The sequence below is a fragment of the Methylobacterium sp. 13MFTsu3.1M2 genome (genome assembly GCF_900112625.1).
GTDB lineage: Bacteria > Pseudomonadota > Alphaproteobacteria > Rhizobiales > Beijerinckiaceae > Methylobacterium.
In genome coordinates this window covers 1-19,468 of sequence record NZ_FOMM01000017.1, presented here as the reverse complement: position 1 = coordinate 19,468, position 19,468 = coordinate 1, and the positions used below count along the sequence as shown (strand labels likewise).

At 69.7% G+C, this 19,468-nt stretch carries 16 protein-coding genes and 2 pseudogenes; 8 read left to right on the top strand and 10 right to left on the bottom strand.

Annotated elements, in window-relative coordinates; translation table 11 throughout:
- Together BM314_RS17545 and BM314_RS17540 are read right to left on the bottom strand one after the other, a co-directional pair.
- Nucleotides 1–534: a hypothetical protein gene (locus BM314_RS17545; protein WP_091979243.1), complete on the bottom strand. Its 534-nt coding sequence runs from the start codon at nt 532–534 to the stop codon at nt 1–3.
- Nucleotides 535–594: 60 nt separating this feature from the next.
- Nucleotides 595–1,101 (bottom strand): phage tail tip lysozyme, encoded by a 507-nt coding sequence (locus tag BM314_RS17540; protein ID WP_091979241.1) that lies wholly within the window; start codon nt 1,099–1,101, stop codon nt 595–597.
- A 79-nt stretch (nt 1,102–1,180) separates the two neighbouring features.
- Here BM314_RS17540 and BM314_RS17535 point away from each other — a divergent pair, with 79 nt between their 5' ends.
- Complete coding sequence (locus BM314_RS17535) at nt 1,181–1,741, top strand: GDSL-type esterase/lipase family protein (RefSeq protein WP_244539968.1); 561 nt, start codon at nt 1,181–1,183, stop codon at nt 1,739–1,741.
- Between the two features lie 37 nt (nt 1,742–1,778).
- On the opposite strand, the gene BM314_RS17530 is transcribed toward BM314_RS17535, so the two are convergent.
- Both BM314_RS17530 and BM314_RS17525 read right to left on the bottom strand, forming a co-directional pair.
- Nucleotides 1,779–3,035: a DUF2793 domain-containing protein gene (locus BM314_RS17530; protein ID WP_091979237.1), complete on the bottom strand. Its 1,257-nt coding sequence runs from the start codon at nt 3,033–3,035 to the stop codon at nt 1,779–1,781.
- A gap of 31 nt (nt 3,036–3,066) precedes the next feature.
- Complete coding sequence (locus BM314_RS17525) at nt 3,067–6,975, bottom strand: baseplate multidomain protein megatron (RefSeq protein ID WP_091979235.1); 3,909 nt, start codon at nt 6,973–6,975, stop codon at nt 3,067–3,069.
- Between the two features lie 75 nt (nt 6,976–7,050).
- Here BM314_RS17525 and BM314_RS17520 point away from each other — a divergent pair, with 75 nt between their 5' ends.
- Nucleotides 7,051–7,353, top strand: a complete 303-nt coding sequence (locus BM314_RS17520; protein ID WP_091979233.1) for a type II toxin-antitoxin system RelE/ParE family toxin — start codon at nt 7,051–7,053, stop codon at nt 7,351–7,353.
- A complete protein-coding gene (locus BM314_RS17515; protein WP_056527585.1) occupies nt 7,353–7,637 on the top strand; it encodes an addiction module antidote protein in 285 nt (94 codons plus the stop codon). Before BM314_RS17520 ends, BM314_RS17515 begins: the two co-directional genes overlap by 1 nt.
- On the opposite strand, the gene BM314_RS17510 is transcribed toward BM314_RS17515, so the two are convergent.
- Both BM314_RS17510 and BM314_RS17505 read right to left on the bottom strand, forming a co-directional pair.
- Nucleotides 7,568–8,116 (bottom strand): NlpC/P60 family protein, encoded by a 549-nt coding sequence (locus BM314_RS17510; RefSeq protein ID WP_091979231.1) that lies wholly within the window; start codon nt 8,114–8,116, stop codon nt 7,568–7,570. The two genes, BM314_RS17515 and BM314_RS17510, sit on opposite strands and share 70 nt — an antisense overlap.
- Nucleotides 8,113–8,274, bottom strand: a pseudogene (locus BM314_RS17505) (phage BR0599 family protein); the annotation flags it as partial. The gene BM314_RS17510 and the pseudogene BM314_RS17505, both read right to left, overlap by 4 nt.
- Before the next feature lie 53 nt (nt 8,275–8,327).
- On the opposite strand from BM314_RS17505, the pseudogene BM314_RS31030 reads away from it, so the two are divergent.
- The 5 genes and pseudogenes from BM314_RS31030 to BM314_RS17485 form a co-directional block, all read left to right on the top strand.
- A pseudogene (locus BM314_RS31030) lies at nt 8,328–8,470 on the top strand (phage major capsid protein); the annotation flags it as partial.
- Nucleotides 8,471–8,834: 364 nt separating this feature from the next.
- Nucleotides 8,835–9,695, top strand: a complete 861-nt coding sequence (locus BM314_RS17500; protein WP_091979229.1) for a tyrosine-type recombinase/integrase — start codon at nt 8,835–8,837, stop codon at nt 9,693–9,695.
- A gap of 14 nt (nt 9,696–9,709) precedes the next feature.
- Nucleotides 9,710–10,918, top strand: a complete 1,209-nt coding sequence (locus BM314_RS17495; RefSeq protein WP_091979227.1) for an IS91 family transposase — start codon at nt 9,710–9,712, stop codon at nt 10,916–10,918.
- Nucleotides 10,919–11,400: 482 nt separating this feature from the next.
- Nucleotides 11,401–11,655: a hypothetical protein gene (locus BM314_RS17490; protein WP_091979226.1), complete on the top strand. Its 255-nt coding sequence runs from the start codon at nt 11,401–11,403 to the stop codon at nt 11,653–11,655.
- A gap of 372 nt (nt 11,656–12,027) precedes the next feature.
- On the top strand, nt 12,028–12,894 hold the full coding sequence (locus BM314_RS17485; protein WP_139237838.1) for a hypothetical protein: 867 nt from the start codon (nt 12,028–12,030) through the stop codon (nt 12,892–12,894).
- 103 nt (nt 12,895–12,997) lie between these two features.
- Here BM314_RS17485 and BM314_RS17480 read toward each other — a convergent pair whose 3' ends face one another.
- The 4 genes from BM314_RS17480 to BM314_RS17465 form a co-directional block, all read right to left on the bottom strand.
- Nucleotides 12,998–14,497, bottom strand: coding sequence for an argonaute/piwi family protein (locus BM314_RS17480; protein WP_091979398.1), 1,500 nt, complete (start codon nt 14,495–14,497; stop codon nt 12,998–13,000).
- A complete protein-coding gene (locus BM314_RS17475; RefSeq protein WP_210187350.1) occupies nt 14,487–17,219 on the bottom strand; it encodes an SIR2 family protein in 2,733 nt (910 codons plus the stop codon). Before BM314_RS17475 ends, BM314_RS17480 begins: the two co-directional genes overlap by 11 nt.
- Before the next feature lie 572 nt (nt 17,220–17,791).
- Nucleotides 17,792–18,604: a transglutaminase-like domain-containing protein gene (locus BM314_RS17470; protein WP_091928774.1), complete on the bottom strand. Its 813-nt coding sequence runs from the start codon at nt 18,602–18,604 to the stop codon at nt 17,792–17,794.
- A gap of 240 nt (nt 18,605–18,844) precedes the next feature.
- The coding region (locus BM314_RS17465; RefSeq protein WP_280142564.1) for a TCP-1/cpn60 chaperonin family protein at nt 18,845–19,468 on the bottom strand (624 nt) is incomplete at its 5' end.

The window sequence follows — 19,468 nt, the reverse complement described above, 5'->3', positions numbered from 1 at the left end:
TCAGGCCGGGTGCTTGTCCGCCCCGCGCAGCTGCGCGAGCGCCGGGGCGAGGACGTTGGCGGCGCTCGCCTGCGGGTCGAGGGGCAGCGCCCGGAAGATCCGCGCGGCCACGCCCTCGGGGCCGCCCGCCTTCCGCACGACGTGCGCGGGGGCGGTGGCGAGCACGTGCCGGGCGCCGGCGGCCACCACCGCGGCGCCGAGATCGGCGCTGACGGTCCGGCCCCGGGCGGCCCCGGCCACGGCGTTCTGGCCGAACTCGGCCCCGGCGCGGATCGCGGCCTCGATCCGGTCGCGGGTGAGCACCGAGGCGGCCCAGGGCGCGACCCGGGCGATGCCAGCGGTGACGGCGGCGGCGGCGAGCGGAACGAGCGCGGCCGTCACCGGCTGGAGCAGGCCGGAGAGCCAGTCGCCCCACGGCAGCAGGCCGGCGACGGGAGTAACGGCGGGCGCGGCACCGCCGGCCAGCGCGGCGAGGGCGGCGAGCGGCAGGCCGGTGACGGCCAGGGCGACGGCCGCCCGGATCGGGTGCATCATCGTGGAACTCCTTCTCAGCGCGCGGCGGACCCGGCCGGCTCGGGATCGGGTGACGACGGGTCAGGGCCGGCCCGGCGGCTGAGCCGGCATCGCAGCGGGACCGGCGCGCAGGGCGGCGAGGGCCCGGCGCGCCCAGGCGAGGCGGCGCGCGGGCGCGACGACGCCGGGCCGCTCGTAGCGGCGCCAGACCGCCTCGGTGGCCGCAGCGAGGGTGGTGGTGGCCCGCAGGGCCGCGAGGGCCGGCGCCTCGGGACCGCGCAGCTCGGCGCAGAGGTAGCCGTAGCCCGCCTCGGGGTCGGCGGGATCGCGGCCGCGCGCGCGGCACCACGCCTCCATGGCGACGCGCCGGGGCCCGGTCCACTGGGCGAGCCCCCAGCCGCCGCGGGAGCCCGGCACCGCGGGGGCGACCTCCTGGAGGTGGCGGAACCCGCCGGTCTCGTGGCCGAGATTGCCGAGCAGGCCGGCGGCCTGGACGTCGCTCAGGCCGAGATCGCGCATCAGCCGCGGGCCGAGCCGACGGCAGGCGGCGGCGAAGGGCTCCTGCGCGGCCGGAACGGGAGGCGGCATGGGCGTGCTCCGGAAACTGGCCTCCCCGGGCGCGCCGGGCTAAGGCGGCCCGCGCCGTGGGCGGCGCCGAGGGGGAAGCGTGGGACGCGGACAGGACCGGCCGCTCGTGTTCATCGGCGACTCGATCACCGCCGCCTGGGGCGCGGTGCGGGCCGAGACCTTCGCGCGCCACGGCTTCGTCGCCCGGGGCGTCCCGGGCGAGACGAGCGGGCAGATCCGCGCGCGCTTCCTGCGGGACACGGCCGGCGCCCGGGCCGTGCATCTGCTCTGCGGGATCAACGACATCGCGGAGATCGGCGGCCCGGTGCCGGACCGGGCGATCGCCGGGAACATCATGGCCATGGGGCGGATGGCCTTCGCGGCCGGGCTGCCGCTCACGATCGGCACCGTGATGCCGAGCGACTTCTGGGGCTGGCGCCCCGAGCTGCGGCCGGTGGCGCGGATCCGCGCCCTGAACGAGTGGCTGCGCGCCTACTGCGCGGCGGGCCCGGCCCACCTCGTCGATTACGGGCCGCCGCTCGCCACGGAGGCGGGCGCGCTCCGGCGGGACTTCACCGACGACGGCATCCACCTCAACGGCGCGGGCTACGCGGCCGTGGAGCCGGCGATGCTCCGGGCCCTCGGCGCGGCCCCGGACTGAGAGCGGCCGCGGGGCGCCGCCTGCGGATCCACGGCGCTCACGCGCCCAGCGCCAGCCAGTAGGTCGGCACCGACCCGACGCCCGCCACCGCGCCGGCCGTCGCGCGGCGGGTGCGGAGCGTGAACCCGGTGGCCGCCACGTCGCTGACCTGCGCGGCGTGGAGCGCGTCGCCGGCGCCGGCGACCGGCTGCGCCCAGACGCCGAGGCAGCTCCCCGGGAAGGCGATGCCGAACGCCACCGCGACATCCGCGTCGGCGGCGGTGACGAGCCCCCATCGCGCGATCAGGCCGCCCGGGAGCCGCACCGACCCGTTCGCGCCGAGCACCTGCGCGCCGGTCGCGAGCGGCGTCCCGTCGGCGCGCTGGTAGTGGCGCACGCGCCAGCGGCCCGCCGCGTCCGAGGTGGCGATACAGGTATCGTCGGCGGCCGTCACGAGATCGGTGCGGGTCGGCAGCACCAGCGCCTCGGGATCGTGGACCAGGGTCGCGGCGCCCGAGAAGCGCACGAACCGCTCACGGTCGGCGCCGGCGCCGAAGCTCGCGATCCGCGCCGCGCCGGTGACGAGCACCCGCCGGGTGCCGGCCGCGCCGAGGTCGGTGGTGGGGGCGGCCGCGAGGGCGGTCTCGGCCGAGGCGAAGTCGATCCCGCCGGTCCGCGCCGAGGCGGTGAGCGCCGTGGCGAAGGCGGCGCCGTCGGGCGAGACCTTCAGGGTGAAGTCGTCGCTCCCGAGGGTGCCCAGAAGCGCCCGCGCCGCGTAGCCGGTCTCGAAGACCAGGGCGGCGTCGCGGGCGGCGGATTTCCGGTTGACGAAGACCCGCATGTCGCCGGTGCCCGGCGTGGCGTCGTCCCAGGTCAGGAGCGCGGAGTCGGACTTCACCGCGAGGCGGTTGGTGGCGTCGGCCGCCGTGTTGATCCCGAGGCGGCCGACGCTCTGGAGCGCGGTCAGCGCGCGGCCGAGGCTCGTCCAGGCCGCGCCGTCGAAGACGTAGAGGTCGGCCTCGTCGATCAGCCAGGCGAGCCAGCCGGCCCGCGGCGCGGCGCCGGTCCAGACCCCGTCGGCGTAGCGCACCACCTGGCCCGCGAGCCCCGCCCAGGCGCCCCCGGGCTCGGCGGAGGCCACGAGGTAGCGGTCGCCCTCCGCGGGGCCCGGCGGCGGTGCGGCGAGGTCCTTGTCCAGGCAGGCGAGCTGGACGAGCGCGTCGAGCAGGCCGAGCGCCTCGTTGTGGGTCACGTGCTTCTGCGCCTGGCTGGCGGCGATCAGCGGCAGGCCGAGATGGTGCGTGGTGTCGGACATGGGGCGGCTCCCGGGCGGTCGGGTCGAGCGGTCAGGCCGAATGGACGGGGATACGGGCGCGGCGGGCGGGTCCGGGGCCGGCGACGAGACCGATCTGCGCCACCGCGACGTCGAGATGCGTCTGGGCGCCGCCGAAATCGGCCGCCTCGTCCGCGTAGAGGCAGTGCTGGGCCTCGGCCCGGAGCGTGCGCAGGGCCGTGCCGGCGGCCGAGAACACCGTCACGGCGTAGGTTTCCGGCTCGTCGAGCGGGATCTCGGCCGGCTCCCAGGCGTCGCCGTCGCGGCGGGCCCGCCGGATCCACGAGAGCCGCACCCCGTCCGCCGCGCGCCGCGCCCGCAGGTGGACCGGCCGCAGCGGCGTCAGCGCCGCGAGGCCGGCCGTGGCGGTGATCTCGGCGAAGGCCGGGTCGGCCGGGTCGCGATCCGCCGGCCCGATCCGGTAGCGGAACGCGCGGCCGACCTCGTCCAGCCGGTCGACCAGGGGCGTCACGGCGCCGTCGTCGAGGCGCACGATCAGGCTCCCCGCCGGGGAGACCCGCCCCGCCACCGCCTCGCTGCCCGCGAGCCCGCGCAGGAAGCCGGACAGCCGGTAGGTGTCGGGCCCGGTCAGGACCGCGGACGTGGCGCCGAGCAGCTCCACGGTCCCGTCCGCGCCGAGCAGGGCGAACAGGTTGCCCCCGGCCAGCATCGCGCCCGCCCCGATCGAGGCCAGCGTCGCGCCGCGCCGCAGGGCGACGTCGAGATGCGCGCCCCGCTGGATCCGCCAGAGCGGGCCGGGCGGCAGCGCCGACAGGGTGCGCCCGAGGCAGGCCGGGTAGTCGACGAGGCGGTGCAGGGCGAGCGGCCCGTCGCCCGCGGCGCGCCAGATCGCGACCGCGGCGGGCCAGGGCTCGGCCGCCACCGCGCAGGACTGAAGGACCGTGGGGTCGCCGCGGTCGACCGGCAGGTCGAGGGCCAGGGCGAGCGGCGGGCCGGGAAAGGCGGGCGGCGCCACCTCGGCCCGGGCCATCGCGCGGGGCAGCCCGCGCCCGGGCCCCGCCCGGGGCGGCACGCCGCTCGCCTCGATCCGGCGGCCCGTGGGCGCGTCGTCGATCCGGTCGATCCGGCGCAGGACCGCGCCGCCGGGCACGTCGGCCGGGACCGCCAGGAGGTCGCCGGGCTCCAGCTCGACCCGGCGCGGGCTCAGCGTGAACACCGCGGTGTCGCGGGCCGCGATCAGCCGGTCGAGCAGCGCCTCGGCCAAGCCGTCGGCGGTCTCCCGGCGGGTGACGATCGCCGCCTCGATCCGGGTCTCGCGCCGCCGCAGGCCGGCGGGCCGCACGGCCGAGGCCGCGGCGCGCCGGTAATCCGGGCTCTCGGAATCGGTGATCCCGAGGTCAACGGAGCGCGGCACGGCGCTCTCCTCGGCCCGGACCTGGTGCAGGACCGGCCGCTCCTCCGACAGCCGGACGAGGTCGGTCTCGGCCAGGATCACGGGCCGGTCGCGCCAGGGACCGCGCAGCCGCAGGGTCCCGGCCACCGCCGAGACGTCGAGACCGTAGACCTCCGCCAGGATCTCCAGGGCGCCCCGCGCCGTGAGCGGCCGGTCGATCACGTAGCCGTCGAGATAGGCGGCGGCCTCCACGGAGACCGGCGCGTCGAACCCGAAATCCGCGAGGATCCGCTGGACCAGCAGGTCGAGGTCGCAGCCCTCGATCCGGCCGGTGATCCAGTGGCCGACCCGCCAGTTGGCGGCGTCGGCCCAGACGCCCCGCACCGTCGGGAAGGCCGGGAAGGGCCGCGCGTCCCAGGCCCAGACGAAGATCCCGTCGGGATCGACCATGCGGCCGCCGTAGACCGGCGAGACCGGGTTGTCGGCCTCCCGGAAGCCCGGCACGGCCGGGTCGAACCGCGCGATCACGGCCTCCAGCCCGCGGAGCTGGATCAGCTCGTCGCGCAGGGCGCGGGATTCCGGCGGGACGGCGCTCTCGGACGATTTCGGGTCCGGGAAGACGTTGGGGCCGTTGGTGCCCTTGTCCACCGCCGGAACGCCGATCTCGGTGAGCCAGATCGGCTTGCCGGCCGGCACCCAGGCGGTGGTGCGGGTCTCGACGCCGCCGTCGCGCTCCACGTGCGGGCTCGACCACCACGCGACGAGATCCTTGGCCCGGTAGATCCAGGGCTTGCCGGCGGCGCCGTCGGTGATCGGCCGGCGGGCCTGGGCGGCGCGGTCGGCCGCGTCGGCGTAGTACCAGTCGAAGGCCTCGCCGGACGCGCCCCGGGCCTTCAGATAGGCCCGGTCGGCGATGTCGCCCGTCACCGCGAGGTCGGCGTGGTCCGGGTCGTCGCGCCAGTCGGAGACGGGCGGGTACCAGTCGATCCCGACGGCGCCGATATGCGGGTCGGCGAACAGGTCGTCGAGGGGGAAGCGGACGGTGGCGCCGCCGTCGCCCACATGGGCGCCGTACTCGGTCCAGTCCGCCGCGTAGACCAGAGTGACGGCCGGGCCGAGGCGGTCGCGGAGCGCGGCGGCGAGGTCGCGCAGGGCCCGCACCGCCGGGTAGCCGGCCGCGCCGCGCACCCGGGTCAGGCCGACGAGCTCGCTGCCGATCACGAAGGCCGCGAGGGGCGCGCCCGAGGCCGCCCAGCCGGCCGCGAGGTCTGCGTAGTGCAGGACCGCGTCGCGGTAGCCACTTGCGAAGAAGGCCGCGACCTGCGCGTCGGCCGCGGCGGTCCCGTCCGGGCTCCCCGGAAGGCCCGGGGCCGGATCGCAGGTGATGCGGCCGCGCCAGGGATAGGCGGGCTGCGCGGCGCCGGGGGCGTGCGGATCGGGGAGCGCGTTGCCGGCCGGCACGTCCATCATGACGAACGGGTAGAGCGACACCGCCAGCCCCCGGCGCGCCAGCTCGGCGACCAGCCGGGTCAGGCCCGCATCCGCCGGCGTGCCGCCGTAGGCCGGGCTGCCGTCCGGCAGGGTCGAGACCGTCTCGGCCCGGTCGCGGGCGATCCCGGCGACGCGCCAATCCTCCGGCCGGGCGCGCTTGTCGGCGGCCTCGACCTTGGGCACGACCCGGCAGGACCCCGCCCGCAGGTCGGTGCCGAACCACGTCGCCACCACGGCGACCCGGCGCAGGTTCGGGCACAGCGCCTGGAGCGCGTCGAGGGAGGCGATCACGTCGGTGCCGCGCTGGAGCTGGTGCCGGTTGGCGGCCTCGGTGCGGCCGAGCCCGAGATCGACCGTGACGCGGTCCGGATCGAGGCCGAACTCGCTGGCGCCGGGGATCAGGTCGACGGCGCGCACGCGGTCGAACAGGCCGTTGACCGGGCGGATCACCTCGAAGGCGAATTGCGGGACGCGGTTGCCGAAGGCCGCGAGGGCCAGGTTCTCGAACACCGCGTAGGCGAGGCCGCGATAGGCGGGCGCATTCTCGGCGCCCTCCTTGGCGACGATCAGCGGGTCCGGCTCCTGGCCGGGGCCGCCGGTATGGACCCGCAGGGTCAGGCCGGCCTGGTCGATCTCCCGCCCGTCCGCCCAGATCCGACGGACGCAGGCGATCTCGCCCTCGCACAGCCCGACCGCGAGGTTGGCGAAGTAGCTGTAGCGGGTGGTGACGGTCCTCGGGCCGCCCGCGAGCCCGCCCAGGCCCTTGGCGGGCGCGGCCGCGCGGGCGACGGTGGTGTTGGCGACCTCCAGCGGACGGGTCGCCCAGATCAGGGTGCCGCCGATCCGCGCCCGCCCGTAGACCCGCGGGATCGGATCGCCCTCGGTGGAGGTGAGCCCGGCGACGTCGGCGAGCCGCGGCCCCTCGACGAAGCGCGCGTGCCGCCCGGACCCCGACAGGGCGCCGCCGAGGGCCGCGCCCGCGACGGAGCCGAGCGCGCGCCCGACCAGGCCGCCGATCGGGCCTCCGAGGGCGGTGCCGACCGCCGCGCCGGCCGAGGACAGGATCAGCGTCGCCATGGCGGGGCTCCGGATCTGATGGCGGTATCGCGTGGACGGGTTGCCGGTCCGTATCCGATCGGATACGCTCGCCCGGTGACGACGATCCTGCTGTCCGACACCGTCCGGACTTGGCTCACGGGCCTGAAGGATCACCGCGCCAGGGCACGCATCGCGGCACGTATCCGCAGCGCGGGGCTCGGCAATTTCGGGGATGCCAAACCGGTCGGGGCAGGTGTGTTCGAGATGCGGATCCCGTATGGCCCGGGCTTTCGCGTCTACTATGTCCGACGCGGCGAGGTAACGTACCTGCTCCTGTGCGGCGGCGATAAGTCCAGCCAGACCCGGGACATTCAGAGGGCCAAATCCATGGCCGCCTCTCTCGACGGAATCACCTGATGCGTTTCACACCGTTCGACGCCTCGGAATTCCTCGACAGTGAGGAGGCGATTGCCGAATACCTGGCGGCGGCGCTCGACGACCCCGACCCCGAGCTGTTCATCGCGGCCCTGGGCGATGTCGCGAAGGCACGCGGCATGGCGCAGATCGCCCGGGAAGCGGGTGTCGGTCGGGAGAGCCTCTACAAGGCGCTGACGCCGGGCTCGAAGCTCCGCTACGAGACGGTCCGCAAGATCATGGACGTGCTCGGCGTCAAGCTCACCGTATCGACGCGTTCCTCGTAGGCGCCGCAGCGCGCCGGAAACCGGAACACCCCCGTCGCGTGCCGCCGCCACCATCCGGTGAGCGCGACCTCGGTGACGGCGGCCCCGTCGTGGGCGTGGATCATCGCGCCGGCGCCGGTGGCGATGGCGCAGTGGCGGGCCGGCAGGTGGCGGCGGAAGGCGAAGAGCAGGACGTCGCCCGGCCGCATCGCCAGGTCCGCCAGGGGTCCGGGCACCGGCACGAGGTGGCGGGCGGCCGCCTCGGTGAGCGGGTCGGTCCCGGGCGCGGCCGATTCCGCCCAGGTGCCGGAATAGGGCGGCGGCACCTCCGGCTCGGCGCCGTAGAGCCCGCGCCAGACCCCGCGCAGCAGGCCCAGGCAGTCGCAGCCCACGCCGCGCAGCGACGCCTGGTGGCGGTAGGGCGTGCCCAGCCAGAGCCGCGCCTCGCCGAGCGCCGCGACACCGATCTCTCGGCCGATCTCGCGCCGCATCGCGCTCATCGGAAGAGGCTCCCGCCGTCGAGGATGGGGTCCGAGCCGGGGACCGCCCGCATGACCGCGTCGTTGCCGGGCATGTGCGGGAAGCCCTGGAAATTGACCGCGTTGGCGAAGCGGTCGCGGCAGGTGGCGAGGCGCTTGTCGCACCCGGCCGTCAGGCTGTGCGCATGCGGGAAGTTTGTCGGCAGGAGCAGAAAGTATGTCGGCAAATGGCGCCGATGAAGAGGAGACTACGATCGCCGAGCAGGGCGGCTTTGCCTTCGTTTCCGGCAACGACGTAAGCCGACCGCGGGCTTCCTGAGCTACGACACGGTCGCCAACGCCACCTGTGGGCCGGGCAAGATCGGCATCGTGGCGGCCTGGATTGCCGATGTTAATGGATGTGTAAATGGAAGGCTGGTTTGGGGGGGGGCCGGGCTGGAAGGGGATTTCGGCCGCGAAAGTATGATTTCGTGACGTGCCGGCCGGCGTGACTCGATTGCTGGCTTATCCGCATTCAGATAACCGGACGCATCTCCGGTCCATGTTCGGAACTCGTTCAAACGATATGTACGAAGCAGAATTTGCAATGGTTGACGTCGCGGTTCCGGATCGCGTCATGGGACTAAGCCGCTCTCGCGGCATTGGCGTCGCGTGTCGGTTGCGGCGCAGATCATGATGTAGGGGCGCTCGCTCTGTCTGAGGATCGTGAGGTTCACCTCACCCCAGACGGGAGCCCACCATGACCTGCGAAGCCATCTCTCCGCTGCGTCGGCGAATGATCGAGGACATGACCATCCGCCGGTTCGGCGGGAAGACCCAGAGCGACTACGTCCGCCAGGTCCGCGAGTTCACGATCTTCCTCGGCCGCTCGCCGGATCGGGCCGAGCCGGAGGACCTGCGCCGCTATCAGCTCCATCTCGCCTCGTGTGGGGCGAGCTATGCCCGCATGAACCTCGCCGGCACGGCGCTGCGCTTCTTCTTCCATACGACGCTGGGCCGGACCGGCTTCGGCGACCGCATGGCCCGCATCCCCACGCCCGACCGGCTGCCCGTCGTGCTCAGCCCCGAGGAGGTGGCCCTCCTGCTCGCGCACGCCCCGGGCCTGAAGTACCGCGCTGCCCTCAGCGTCGCCTACGGCTGCGGCCTGCGCGTATCCGAGATCGCCAACCTCAAGGTCGGCGACATCGACAGCGCGCGCATGCTGATCCGGGTCGAGCAGGGCAAGGGCCGCAAGGACCGCTTCGTCATGCTCGCGCCCGACCTGCTCGCCCTGCTGCGGCAATGGTGGCGGGTGAAGCGTCCGCGCGGCTGGCTGTTCCCCGGCCAGCAGCCCGCCCAGCCGATCACCACGCGCCAGCTCAACCGCGCCTGCCATACCGCTGCGGAGGCCGCGAAGCTCGACAAGCGCGTCTCGATGCACACCCTGCGGCACAGCTTCGCCACCCATCTCCTGGAGCGCAAGACCGACATCCGCGTCATCCAGGTGCTGCTCGGGCACAGGAAGCTCGACACCACCGCCGTCTATACCCGGGTCGCCCTCAAGGCGATCGGCGAGGTCACAAGCCCGCTCGCGCTGCTGGCACCGCCTCCACCGCCGTAGGTGGCCGCGCCGTCGTGGCGCGGCCCGCCCTGGAAGTCGCGGACATCCTGAACCGGCACGGCGACGCCTTCCTCGCGCGCCATCGCCTCAGCCGCGGCCAGCTCAAGGTCATCGGTGCGATCCGGGCCTGCCGCACCGCGGTGCTCGGTGGTCACGTCGCGCGCTGCGAGGGCTGCGACCACAGCCGGATCGCCTACAACTCCTGCCGCAACCGGCACTGCCCGAAGTGTCAGGGCCAGACGGCACGGGCGTGGCTGGAGCGGCGGCAGGCCGACCTGTTGCCCGTACCATACTACCACGTCGTCTTCACCCTGCCGGCGGCGGTCGCAGCCGTGGCCTTCCAGAACAAGGCCGTGGTCTACGACCTGCTGTTCCGCACCGCCGCCGACACGCTGCTGACCATCGCCGCCGTTCCGAAGCACCTCGGGGCAAAGATCGGGCTGACCGCCGTGCTCCATACCTGGGGCTCGGCGATGACCCACCACCCGCACGTGCATATCGTCGTGCCCGGCGGCGGCCTCTCGCCCGACGGCGCGCGCTGGATCGCTTGTCGGCCGGGCTTCTTCCTGCCCGTGCGGGTGCTCTCCCGCCTCTTCCGCCGGCTGTTCCTAGACCGGCTGGCCGAGGCGCATCGCGCCGGGCGGCTCACCTTCCATGGCGAGTTGACCACGCTCGCCCAGGCGGGGGCCTTCGCGGCCTACCTCGCCCCGCTGCGGCGGGCCGAATGGGTGGTCTACGCCAAGCGCCCCTTCGCGGGTCCAGAATCCGTTCTCGCCTACCTGTCGCGCTATACCCACCGCGTCGCCATCGCCAACAGCCGGCTCCTGGCCCTCGACGAGCGCGGCGTCACGTTCCGCTGGAAGGACTACCGGGCGCGGAACGGCGCGAAGGGCAGCGAGTGGATCAAGACCCTGACCCTCTCGGCGGACGAGTTCCTCCGCCGCTTCCTGCTGCACGTGCTGCCCGACGGCTTCCACCGCATCCGCCACTACGGCCTGTTTGCCAGCGGCAAGCGAGCGGCTAACCTCGCCCGGATCCGGAGCCTGCTCGCACCCTCGTCGTTGCCGCGCGCGGCCAACCCCGAGCCCGAACCCGCTGTCGCCGGCCCACCCGCGGGGCCCGCCTGCCCGTGCTGCGGGGGCCGCATGATCATCGTCGAGCGCTTCCGCCGCGGCGAGGCCCCGAGGTTGCGCCCGAGCGCCGTCGGGATCGACACATCATGATGGCCGCCCCGAACCCGACCGCCACCGCCAGCCGACCGACCGTGGGACCAGCGACCCGCCGCGGGCCCGCTTGCGCCGCGACACCCAGCCATGGCCGGCCCACCCCCGCCGGCACGGATCACGGCTCTCATCAGAGCTGCGATGCGCGGTCACGAAGGCCAGCACCCGCCCCGGGATCGCGCCAGGGCCGCGGCGTCGATGGTCGCCGAGGGAGCCGTCGCACCCTTCATTCCCCATAGCGCGCGGGCCAGCCTTCAACGTCGCTGCGCCCCCGCGGCTTCCTCCCCTGGAGGTTTTCGAACGCCGGCCCCCGGCCCGGCACGATCCGCGCGCAGGGGCCGCCATCCGAAAACCTTCACAGAAGCCGACTTGAGATGCGTACCCGAAAGCGGAAGTTCCTAGCCATTCGGCTAAGCACCTTCTTGGGCCGTAGGGCAAGACTTACGCCCCTGGCGCAGGCGCGTGGGGAGTGGACACTTGAGGTGCTTCGGCTCAATCGCGAAGTTGTCCGCAAGGCGCGGGCGACGGCGCCCCAGTCCTATCGCGCGAGCCTGCTTGAGTACGGGCATGACAAGCAGGCCGGCGCGACTGACGAGGAACTTGCCAAGGTGCGTGCGGGCATTCTCGCCATGCCCCATCCCAGCGTACTGAACGAGCTCATCCGAAAGGCCGACACTCAGCCCACGGTGCAGCGCGCAATGGCAGCTGCCCCTGAGATTGGCGGCTGGCTCCGGTAGAGTTTGGCGTCACACAGGCTGGCGAGCCCCATCGGTCGCGCTCGCCGGTAGCCGGGCAGAACACTTGAGTTCAGCCCTCACTCGCTCCTCATCAACTCCGGCATCTTGATGTCGACGGTGACCGGCAAGACCAAGCCGGCCAGAACAAGAGCGAGGTAGCTCCAACCACCACGTGTGCTCAACAGCCCTCTGCGCCGGTGGCGAAGTTCCGCTACACGTGGAGCGTAGCTATCTGGCGTATCGAATTCGGCAGGTGTCAGCAGTGTCAATTTACTCACGGATCACGAGGATCGGTACCATCTCGGAGCCGAAAGGAAACCCGGACCCCCTGTTCGCTTTCCCGTCGACCATCAACTGGATGCGCGGCTGGCATTGCTGGTCGGCTATCACGGGGTCGCGGCTTTAAGCGCACGAGCCTTCTACTCGGGGGTGCAGAAGGCGAAGCTCGACGGCCACCAGGAGAACACTGTCCTTGAGCAGCTGCTATTCGCACTGCACCAGTGTTCGGCCCTGAACGCCCTTTGTGGCGTGCCGAACAAGGCTGATGTCGCACGCGTTGGGATCGTCGCCTGGTATTACGGCATCTACGCGGCCGGCTCCGCAATGGTTGCAGCGCAGGACGGATCATTCCAGGACGATCACACGGGGACAGCTACACAATGGGATAAGCAAATCGCTGAGCGAGGGCTCGTCATGGCGCCTTTCGAGAAGCTAATTTTCACTCTGGTTAAGAGGGACGCTGACCGAGAGCTCCTCAACGTGCTGACCGTCGAAAAGCGTCCTCTGTCAAAGACCGCTCCCGTCAGCCTTGACGAAGCGGAGGCAGCCGCTCACGCCTACCTCTCTGGATCTGTGAACTGGTGGCGGTGGAGGATTGAGACTTCCGTCAAAGGTGCAAAGGACTTTCGCGAACTCGGCTTCACGGATTTTCGCACGGCTGCCGCTCGCGATTTGAGGGACAAGCGGCTCGCCGCAAGAAGCATAGGGTTCTTGCACGAAGCTTTCCGCTTCCGGGGAAAGGCCAATTACAGGGACGCCATCTTCCTCGGTTACGGCACTACGGTCCCGCAGCAGTTGACCAGATACGTGGATGACCTATCGTCGGTGCTAACGGCCTTCGTGACAATGGCAGGTGCGTTTTGTGCTCGGCGCCTTGGACGATCCGTTTGGAACGAATTCGTTACCGAGTTGGACGCCAAACAGTCGTTCACCACTAGTCCTATCCAGATCTGGCCGTAGGGGATCAGTCTGAAGCTCTGCGTTGCGGCTGATGATTTCGAGGCAAGTCAAAGCTTAGCGCAACGAGGTGCCCAAGGTCCGACCGGGTTGTGACACGGGGCGCCTATACAAAATAGCGAAACGAGGTTTCAGCGAGATCGTCGTCGCCGTACTCGTCCAGTATGCCACCGACCCTGCGAGCGAAGGACAATGACACCGGCCATTTTCCTCGAATATCGGCGGTGTTCCAATTCATCCGGGTAAGGTTGAGCACATCTTGTGCGGCGCTGACCGCGCTCTCGGCGCCGAGGCAGCGGACCTCAAACGGCTGAGGCACATGCGGACCCGGGTAGGTGCCGAGCTCAGGCATGAAGCCGGACGTGAAAAGGAAGGATCGATCGCTGTTGACCGTGCACACTGTCCCGACCTTCGGTGGATAGGCCCCGTACCGCAGGAGCCGGAACAGGCTGGGCACCAAGGTGACCATGGACACGATAGGCGTGTCCTTGAGAGCGGCGGCGAAGCCCGCCTGCTCGGCGGGATCGAAGTAGGAGGTCTTGTGCAGCACGACCCGGAGAGGCGCGCCTCCCGTGCGCAGCTCGTATTCGGCAAGGACGTTTTGCGCGAGATCGAACGCCTGCTGCTCGGAGAGATGGACATTTCGACCCTGTTCAGGCTCGACGGGAACGCCCTCACCGCGAATGGCGAATCCTTCACCGTCGCTCGAAAAGGCCTGAGCTAGGCTAGACCGGACGATGGCCCGCTGCGTCGTGCGGAAATGGTGAAAGCTGATCCCGACGAAGCACGTGTCCGGGCCCGTCGGCGGCAGTCGCCAGGGGACGCCGCCGGCCTTGTAATAGAGGCCGACCGCGAAGTTCCACGCGCGGGTAGCCGGGTCCTGATTTTTCGCCGTGTCGCTGAGTAGGGCGTCGGTGACCAGCTGGATTGGTAGCCGGTTGCGCAGGGCGCGCGCCTTGAGCGCTAGCCTGAGGTCCCGCTTCAGGAAGTCCTCGGGCGTCTGCTCGATCTCATCGAGCGTGTCGAACAGGTCGAGCTGATTGCTCGGGCGGGCGCGCCGGATCTCCTTGGCGCGCTTGCGCTCTGTTTCGGTCGCCTTGCGCTCGACCGAGCTGACCTTGCTGAAGACATCGTCCGGGATGCACATCAGCACGATGTCGGGGCGGTTTAGGTCGCGCGACGCCAACCGCGCATGCGCGTTGTCATAAAGATCGACCACGCGCTGGAACGCCTGGTAGGCGTCGCCCTGCAAGGCGTGAGCGAGATCGTCGTGGTTCGCCGAGTTAAGAGCGATGGAGGACGCGTCGGGAGCGACCAGCTTCTTATGGAACGCCTCTTCGAAGCCGGGGAACGATTTCTTTAGCAGGCTGGGTTCGCCAAGGATGGGCACCTCCCGGCTGCAGCGCTCCAGCCAGCGCCGCGCTGCGGCCACCTGTTCGGCCGGGCCAATAATCCCGACATGGACATGGTTCTTCCGGGCCGATCCGAAACGCAGGTCGAACGGACCCGCGGAAAGGAGTCCGATCTTCGGATCGGTGTGCGTGCTGGCGCCGCCGAACTGAAGCCGCGGCGGCGCGAGTTCTACGATGGCGAGCTCAATCGGCATCTTCGGGCTCACCTTCCCCGGCATTTTCCCTGTTCCGGCCAACCCCCTTCCCGTCCTCGTCGTCGGGCTCCAGCGCGAGCGCTTCGAGTTCGGCGTCGAGTTGCTGGAGATCCTCATCGATCTCCGTTTCGCGTTGGGCGAATTCGTCGAAGGCCGACACATTAAACGAGATCGTCGGCGTGCGGTGGGAGAGGAGCACGGACGGAGCGAACCGAGCGAGGTCGTTGTCCGAGCGATGCTCGATGGCGAAAAGACCCTCGGCCTCGCCGGACAGGATCGCGAGCCAGAACGACACGTCCTGGAGAACGCTCGGATTGAAGTCGCGGGCGGCGCGGCGGGTGGAGAGCGCGTTGGTCCGCTCCCGGCTGATCGGTTTGCGCATGCCGTCTCGCGTAAAGGCATATCCAGGCGTCAGGACGACAGCCCAGTCCCCGCCGAACCGCATGACCGAGAAGCTGACCGCCTTGTGCTCGTAGTAGACGATGTCATCGGATTCGCGCTTGGTGCGCGCCTTGACTACAGTCCGGGTCGCTTTGCGGAGGCGCCCTTGATAGCTGACCTTAAGCTCCGGCTCGTCACCCCGCGCAAAGTAGGCGCGTCGGCGGTCGTACTCGATCTGGAGACCCTTAGTCTTCAGGTGCTCGAAAAGAAGGTCATGAAGCAGCTTCAACGCGATCGACTCGCCGCTCGGCAACGCGATCAGCTCGTCGAAGTCTAAGGCCTCGATCTCGCCGGGATCGAATGGCGTGACCATCGCCTCGGCGAGCTCCTCCAGGTCGTAGAAGGAGTAGAATCGGCCGTCGCTCACATGACCCGGTGGAACCGCCAGACCCTCGGCGGCCCGATAGAAGCTTCGGTTGGACCCGGCGCTGGTTGCGGCATGCCAGACCTTCGCCGGCATGGTCTCGATGGGGATCAGGTTCGACGAGTAGCGGACCGTTTCCTCCGCGATCGGCAGCGCTGTATTAGTGATCTCATCGACGGCTTCCGGTCGAGCCTCGATGGTGACCGTGAACCGACTGTTATCGGCTGAAGGCCCAAAGTTAATTGACCCGTTGTTGTTCACAGTCGCGAGGACCATGTCGGAGAGACCTGATCCCCGACGGTCCATCTGGCCGCCGCCATAGAAAAGGTCCGAGATGGCGGGGTTACGATAGCCCTTGATCGGGCTTGCCCGCTCCGCGATCGCGTCCTGGAATGACTGTTCGCCGACCTGGGCCGCGATTTCCTCGATAAGGCCACCAGGGCTGATGACCGTGATTGATTTCGGTTCAACGACGACCCGGACGGCCTCGTCTCGGTCGTAGTCGCGGTGCACGATAGCGTTGACGAGCATCTCCTTGATAGCGATTGCGTTGTATGCATTCACCGTGCGCGATACCTCGGCCTTGAGCCGGAACTGGAAGTTCACCAGTGCCAGAAGTTCGATCAGACCGTCGAGTTGGTTCCAAAGATTGCCGGTGATGGTCCGTCGGACGGTGAACTGGCCATCGCGAGCCGCCGGTTCGAGTTCAACATCATCGCCGAAGCGGCTCTGGAGCCAATGGCCAGGACCCGTTGCGTGGAACTCGACCCGGGCCTGAGGGAATTCCATCGAGGGGTTGCGCGAGAACAGCAGCCAACCCGCGAGCGTCGGGGCGACGCTTCCGCCGACTGGCCGCACCAAGTCGAGCCGGTCAGTCATCTCTTCTACCCAGGCGGCGTCAACGTCGCCCGGCCTCCACAGGTCGGTCCGGTCCGCATACTGCCGCAAGCGCGCTCGCAGCAGCGGCTGCTCAAACCCTGAGACGTCGAGGCCGTCGAGTGGGCGCATGTCGGCAGGCATGCCGGCGACGCTGTGGCCGGAAGGCCGGCGCGTCGGCCGCGCTCCAGCGGCAATCATGCTGGCCAGCAGGTCCTTCTCGAACAGGTCGTCGAACCCTCGGATCGGTACGAGCTGGAAGTTGGAACCGATCGCGTCCGCCAACTGCTCGACCCAAGCCGAGTGAGGGCCGGCCAGGTCGTTTTCGAGGACGCACCAGTAGACGCCGTGGAGGAAGCCGCCGGACTGGGACTGCGCCAAGAACAAGTCGTTCATCACGGACGCTTCAGCGCCGCGATAGCCGACCGCTATCACGGGATGGTCGCGGAGCAGTGGCCGCAGACGCTCGACCAGCAGAGGATCGAGCGATTGCACCTCATCGGTCAGGTTCTTGTCCGTGTAATGTTTTACTGACCCATGAAGGAACACGAGCTGCGGGTCGTGAGGCGCAGAATTGAACATCACGTAGTCAGCTGGCGTGCTGATACTGACTAGACGGTGGGGCCGGTTCTGCTGGATCGCGGCTCGCTCGAGGCATTGATCGAAATTGGTGGTCAGGACGGTCGAGATCCATCCTTGGTGGAGGATCTGCGTCAGGGCGACGTAGCCCCGGGAGGGCGGCACCTCGGGCGGGTTGATGAGCTTTTCGAAGAATTCGCGGCGGTCGCTTTTGACCCCCAAGAGGTTGTCGATAGCGTCAGGATAGAGATCGGCAGGCGAGAGCTCCGGCTTGTACCAAGGCTGGGCGGTGAGCCACGGCCAGTAATCGGACCGGCGGATGGTGAAGTCGTCTGGGTTGCGGCCGTTCTCCTTGCACCAGGCCCAGCGTGCTGCCTTCTCAACCGTTTTGCCGGCCGCCGGAATACCGGATGTTATCGAGGCACCAGCACCCAGCAGCAGAACAGGCTCGGCGCTATCCATCAGGAGCGATCGCAGCCGGCCAGACGAGGATGTCCGCATAGCCGAGGCTCTAGGTGCCGCCGTCCTACGTGCTCCAGCGTTACTCATTCACCAAACCTCGGCACCACCGGGTTGGGCCCTAGACGAGCCGTTCAAGGGTGGTGAGACTCCTCGCGCCGCTCCGTTGTAGCAGAACGTAAGGTGAATACGAAGGGAAACTCGGCCGTATCCTCGGTCATCGTTGCCGCCCCCGGCGATGCCGGTCTTAGGCCGCCCACCAACTCGAGGGCGCCTGCTCAGAAGCGGACCTCCTGAGAGTCCGCAACGGGTCAGAAGTCTCCGCACGGGTTGACCGGCCGTGTGCCACATTCAACCCTGAAATTCTTATCGCAAAGCGGCCGTTCCGCTTTGCGCCCAAGTCGGCCATTCAACTTGTTTGAAGAACGCCCGACAAGCAGACATCAGTGCTGCATTTATCGACCTGCATCGAGGACGCGACACGAATTCGCGGTATCTTGGATGCGACTTGATAGCTTTTGTAGTCAAACGGTCAACGGCTGCAAGCAGCCAACGCCTCATTCAGAAGTCCGCGGTTATATTGGAGGCGCTTCTTCCGTCGTCACGTGGAACGCGACGAGTTCGTTGGGGCCAAAGGTCAGCGTCAACGGGACATCCGCGGCGTCCCGACCATAGGCGATCAGAATCCGACCGATGCGTGAACTGTTGTTGCGCGGATCAAATGTGTGCCAGCGGCCCCCGAGAAAGACCTCCATCCAGGCGGCAAAATCGCCGGGCGCATGGGGCAGCGGCAGACCGATGTCGCTGACATATCCGTTGCAGTAGCGTGCCGGGATGTTGAGACACCGGCAGAACGCGATCGCCAGATGCGCATAATCACGGCAGACGCCCCGCTGCTCCTCGAATGCATCGAAGGCCGTCCGCGTTGCCCGCGCATGCTCGTATCCGAAGGTAATTCGATCATGGACGTAGTCGCAGATCGCCTGCACACGCCCCCAGCCCGGCGGCAGGTGGCCGAACAGATCCCAGGCGATCGATGACAGACGATCGGTCTCACAGTACCGACTGCCGAGGAGGAACAGCACCGTGTCCGACGGCAACGTCTCGATGGCGGTCTCCCCAGCGTTGAAGACCTCCGGGTCGCCGCCGCCGGGGTCCCGCACGATCGTGTCGGTCCGCAGCTTGAAGCGGCCAGCCGGGGCAACCATGCGGCTGCACCAGTTCCCAAAACTGTCACGGTAGCCCTGGACCGGTACAGCGGGGGTCGTGATTAAGTAGTCGGGTCGTTCGAGATCCGAGAAGCGCGATGCGTGGATGTTAAGCGTCGCGATGATGGGGGTGGGCTGCGGGAACTCGTAGGTCATCTCGCAGCCGACGAGAATGCGCATGTGCGTTGCCCTCAGACTTATTTCGGTATCGGCCGCCGCAGCCTCCCGCGACTTGAGCCGCCTCACCGCGCGAGACGCGGGCTTCGATTTCGATGATACAGCGCCGATAGACGGGAACGCCTCGATCCCGTGCACCCGCAGGACCGGAGCGGGGCCGGTCCCCTCATCCGGCCCACGTGAAGCGCCCCCGACGAGCCGGCATCCGGCTCATCGAGTATCACCCAGACTTAGTCGGGCAGATCAGAAGTCCATGCCGCCCATGCCACCACCGCTCGGCATCGGCGGGGCCTCCTTCCGCGGAGCCTCGGCGATCATGGCCTCGGTGGTCACCAGCAGGCCGGCGACCGAAGCCGCGCCCTGAATGGCCGCACGGACCACCTTGGCCGGATCGACGATGCCGGCCCGAAGCATATCAACATACGCTTCGGTCTGGGCGTCGAAGCCGAAGGTCGAGGAGGCATCAGCCAGGATCTTGCCGACCACGATCGAGCCCTCGACGCCCGCGTTCTGGGCGATCTGGCGGAGCGGGGCCTCAAGAGCCTTGAGGACGATCTTGATGCCGGCCTGCACGTCGGGGTTGTCGTTCGAAAGAGCCCGAACAGCTGCCGTGGCGCGCAGCAGCGCGGTGCCGCCGCCCGGGACGATGCCTTCCTCGACCGCCGCGCGGGTGGCGTTGAGGGCGTCGTCGACGCGGTCCTTCTTCTCCTTGACCTCGACCTCGGTCGCGCCGCCGACGCGGATCACCGCGACGCCGCCCGCGAGCTTGGCCAGGCGCTCCTGGAGCTTCTCGCGGTCGTAGTCCGAGGTGGTCTCCTCGATCTGCGCCTTGATCTGCGAGATGCGGCCCTCGATGTCGGACTTCTC

What these genes read in the sequence shown, in the direction of transcription:
- BM314_RS17470 (WP_091928774.1), bottom strand. Translation starts at nt 18,604, where the DNA reads ATGCGCATTCTCGTCGGCTGCGAGATGACCTACGAGTTCCCGCAGCCC.
- BM314_RS17515 (WP_056527585.1), top strand. Translation starts at nt 7,353, where the DNA reads ATGCGTTTCACACCGTTCGACGCCTCGGAATTCCTCGACAGTGAGGAG.
- BM314_RS17475 (WP_210187350.1), bottom strand. Translation starts at nt 17,219, where the DNA reads ATGGATAGCGCCGAGCCTGTTCTGCTGCTGGGTGCTGGTGCCTCGATA.
- BM314_RS17530 (WP_091979237.1), bottom strand. Translation starts at nt 3,035, where the DNA reads ATGTCCGACACCACGCACCATCTCGGCCTGCCGCTGATCGCCGCCAGC.
- BM314_RS17480 (WP_091979398.1), bottom strand. Translation starts at nt 14,497, where the DNA reads ATGCCGATTGAGCTCGCCATCGTAGAACTCGCGCCGCCGCGGCTTCAG.
- BM314_RS17500 (WP_091979229.1), top strand. Translation starts at nt 8,835, where the DNA reads ATGACCTGCGAAGCCATCTCTCCGCTGCGTCGGCGAATGATCGAGGAC.
- BM314_RS17540 (WP_091979241.1), bottom strand. Translation starts at nt 1,101, where the DNA reads ATGCCGCCTCCCGTTCCGGCCGCGCAGGAGCCCTTCGCCGCCGCCTGC.
- BM314_RS17525 (WP_091979235.1), bottom strand. Translation starts at nt 6,975, where the DNA reads ATGGCGACGCTGATCCTGTCCTCGGCCGGCGCGGCGGTCGGCACCGCC.
- BM314_RS17545 (WP_091979243.1), bottom strand. Translation starts at nt 534, where the DNA reads ATGATGCACCCGATCCGGGCGGCCGTCGCCCTGGCCGTCACCGGCCTG.
- BM314_RS17510 (WP_091979231.1), bottom strand. Translation starts at nt 8,116, where the DNA reads ATGAGCGCGATGCGGCGCGAGATCGGCCGAGAGATCGGTGTCGCGGCG.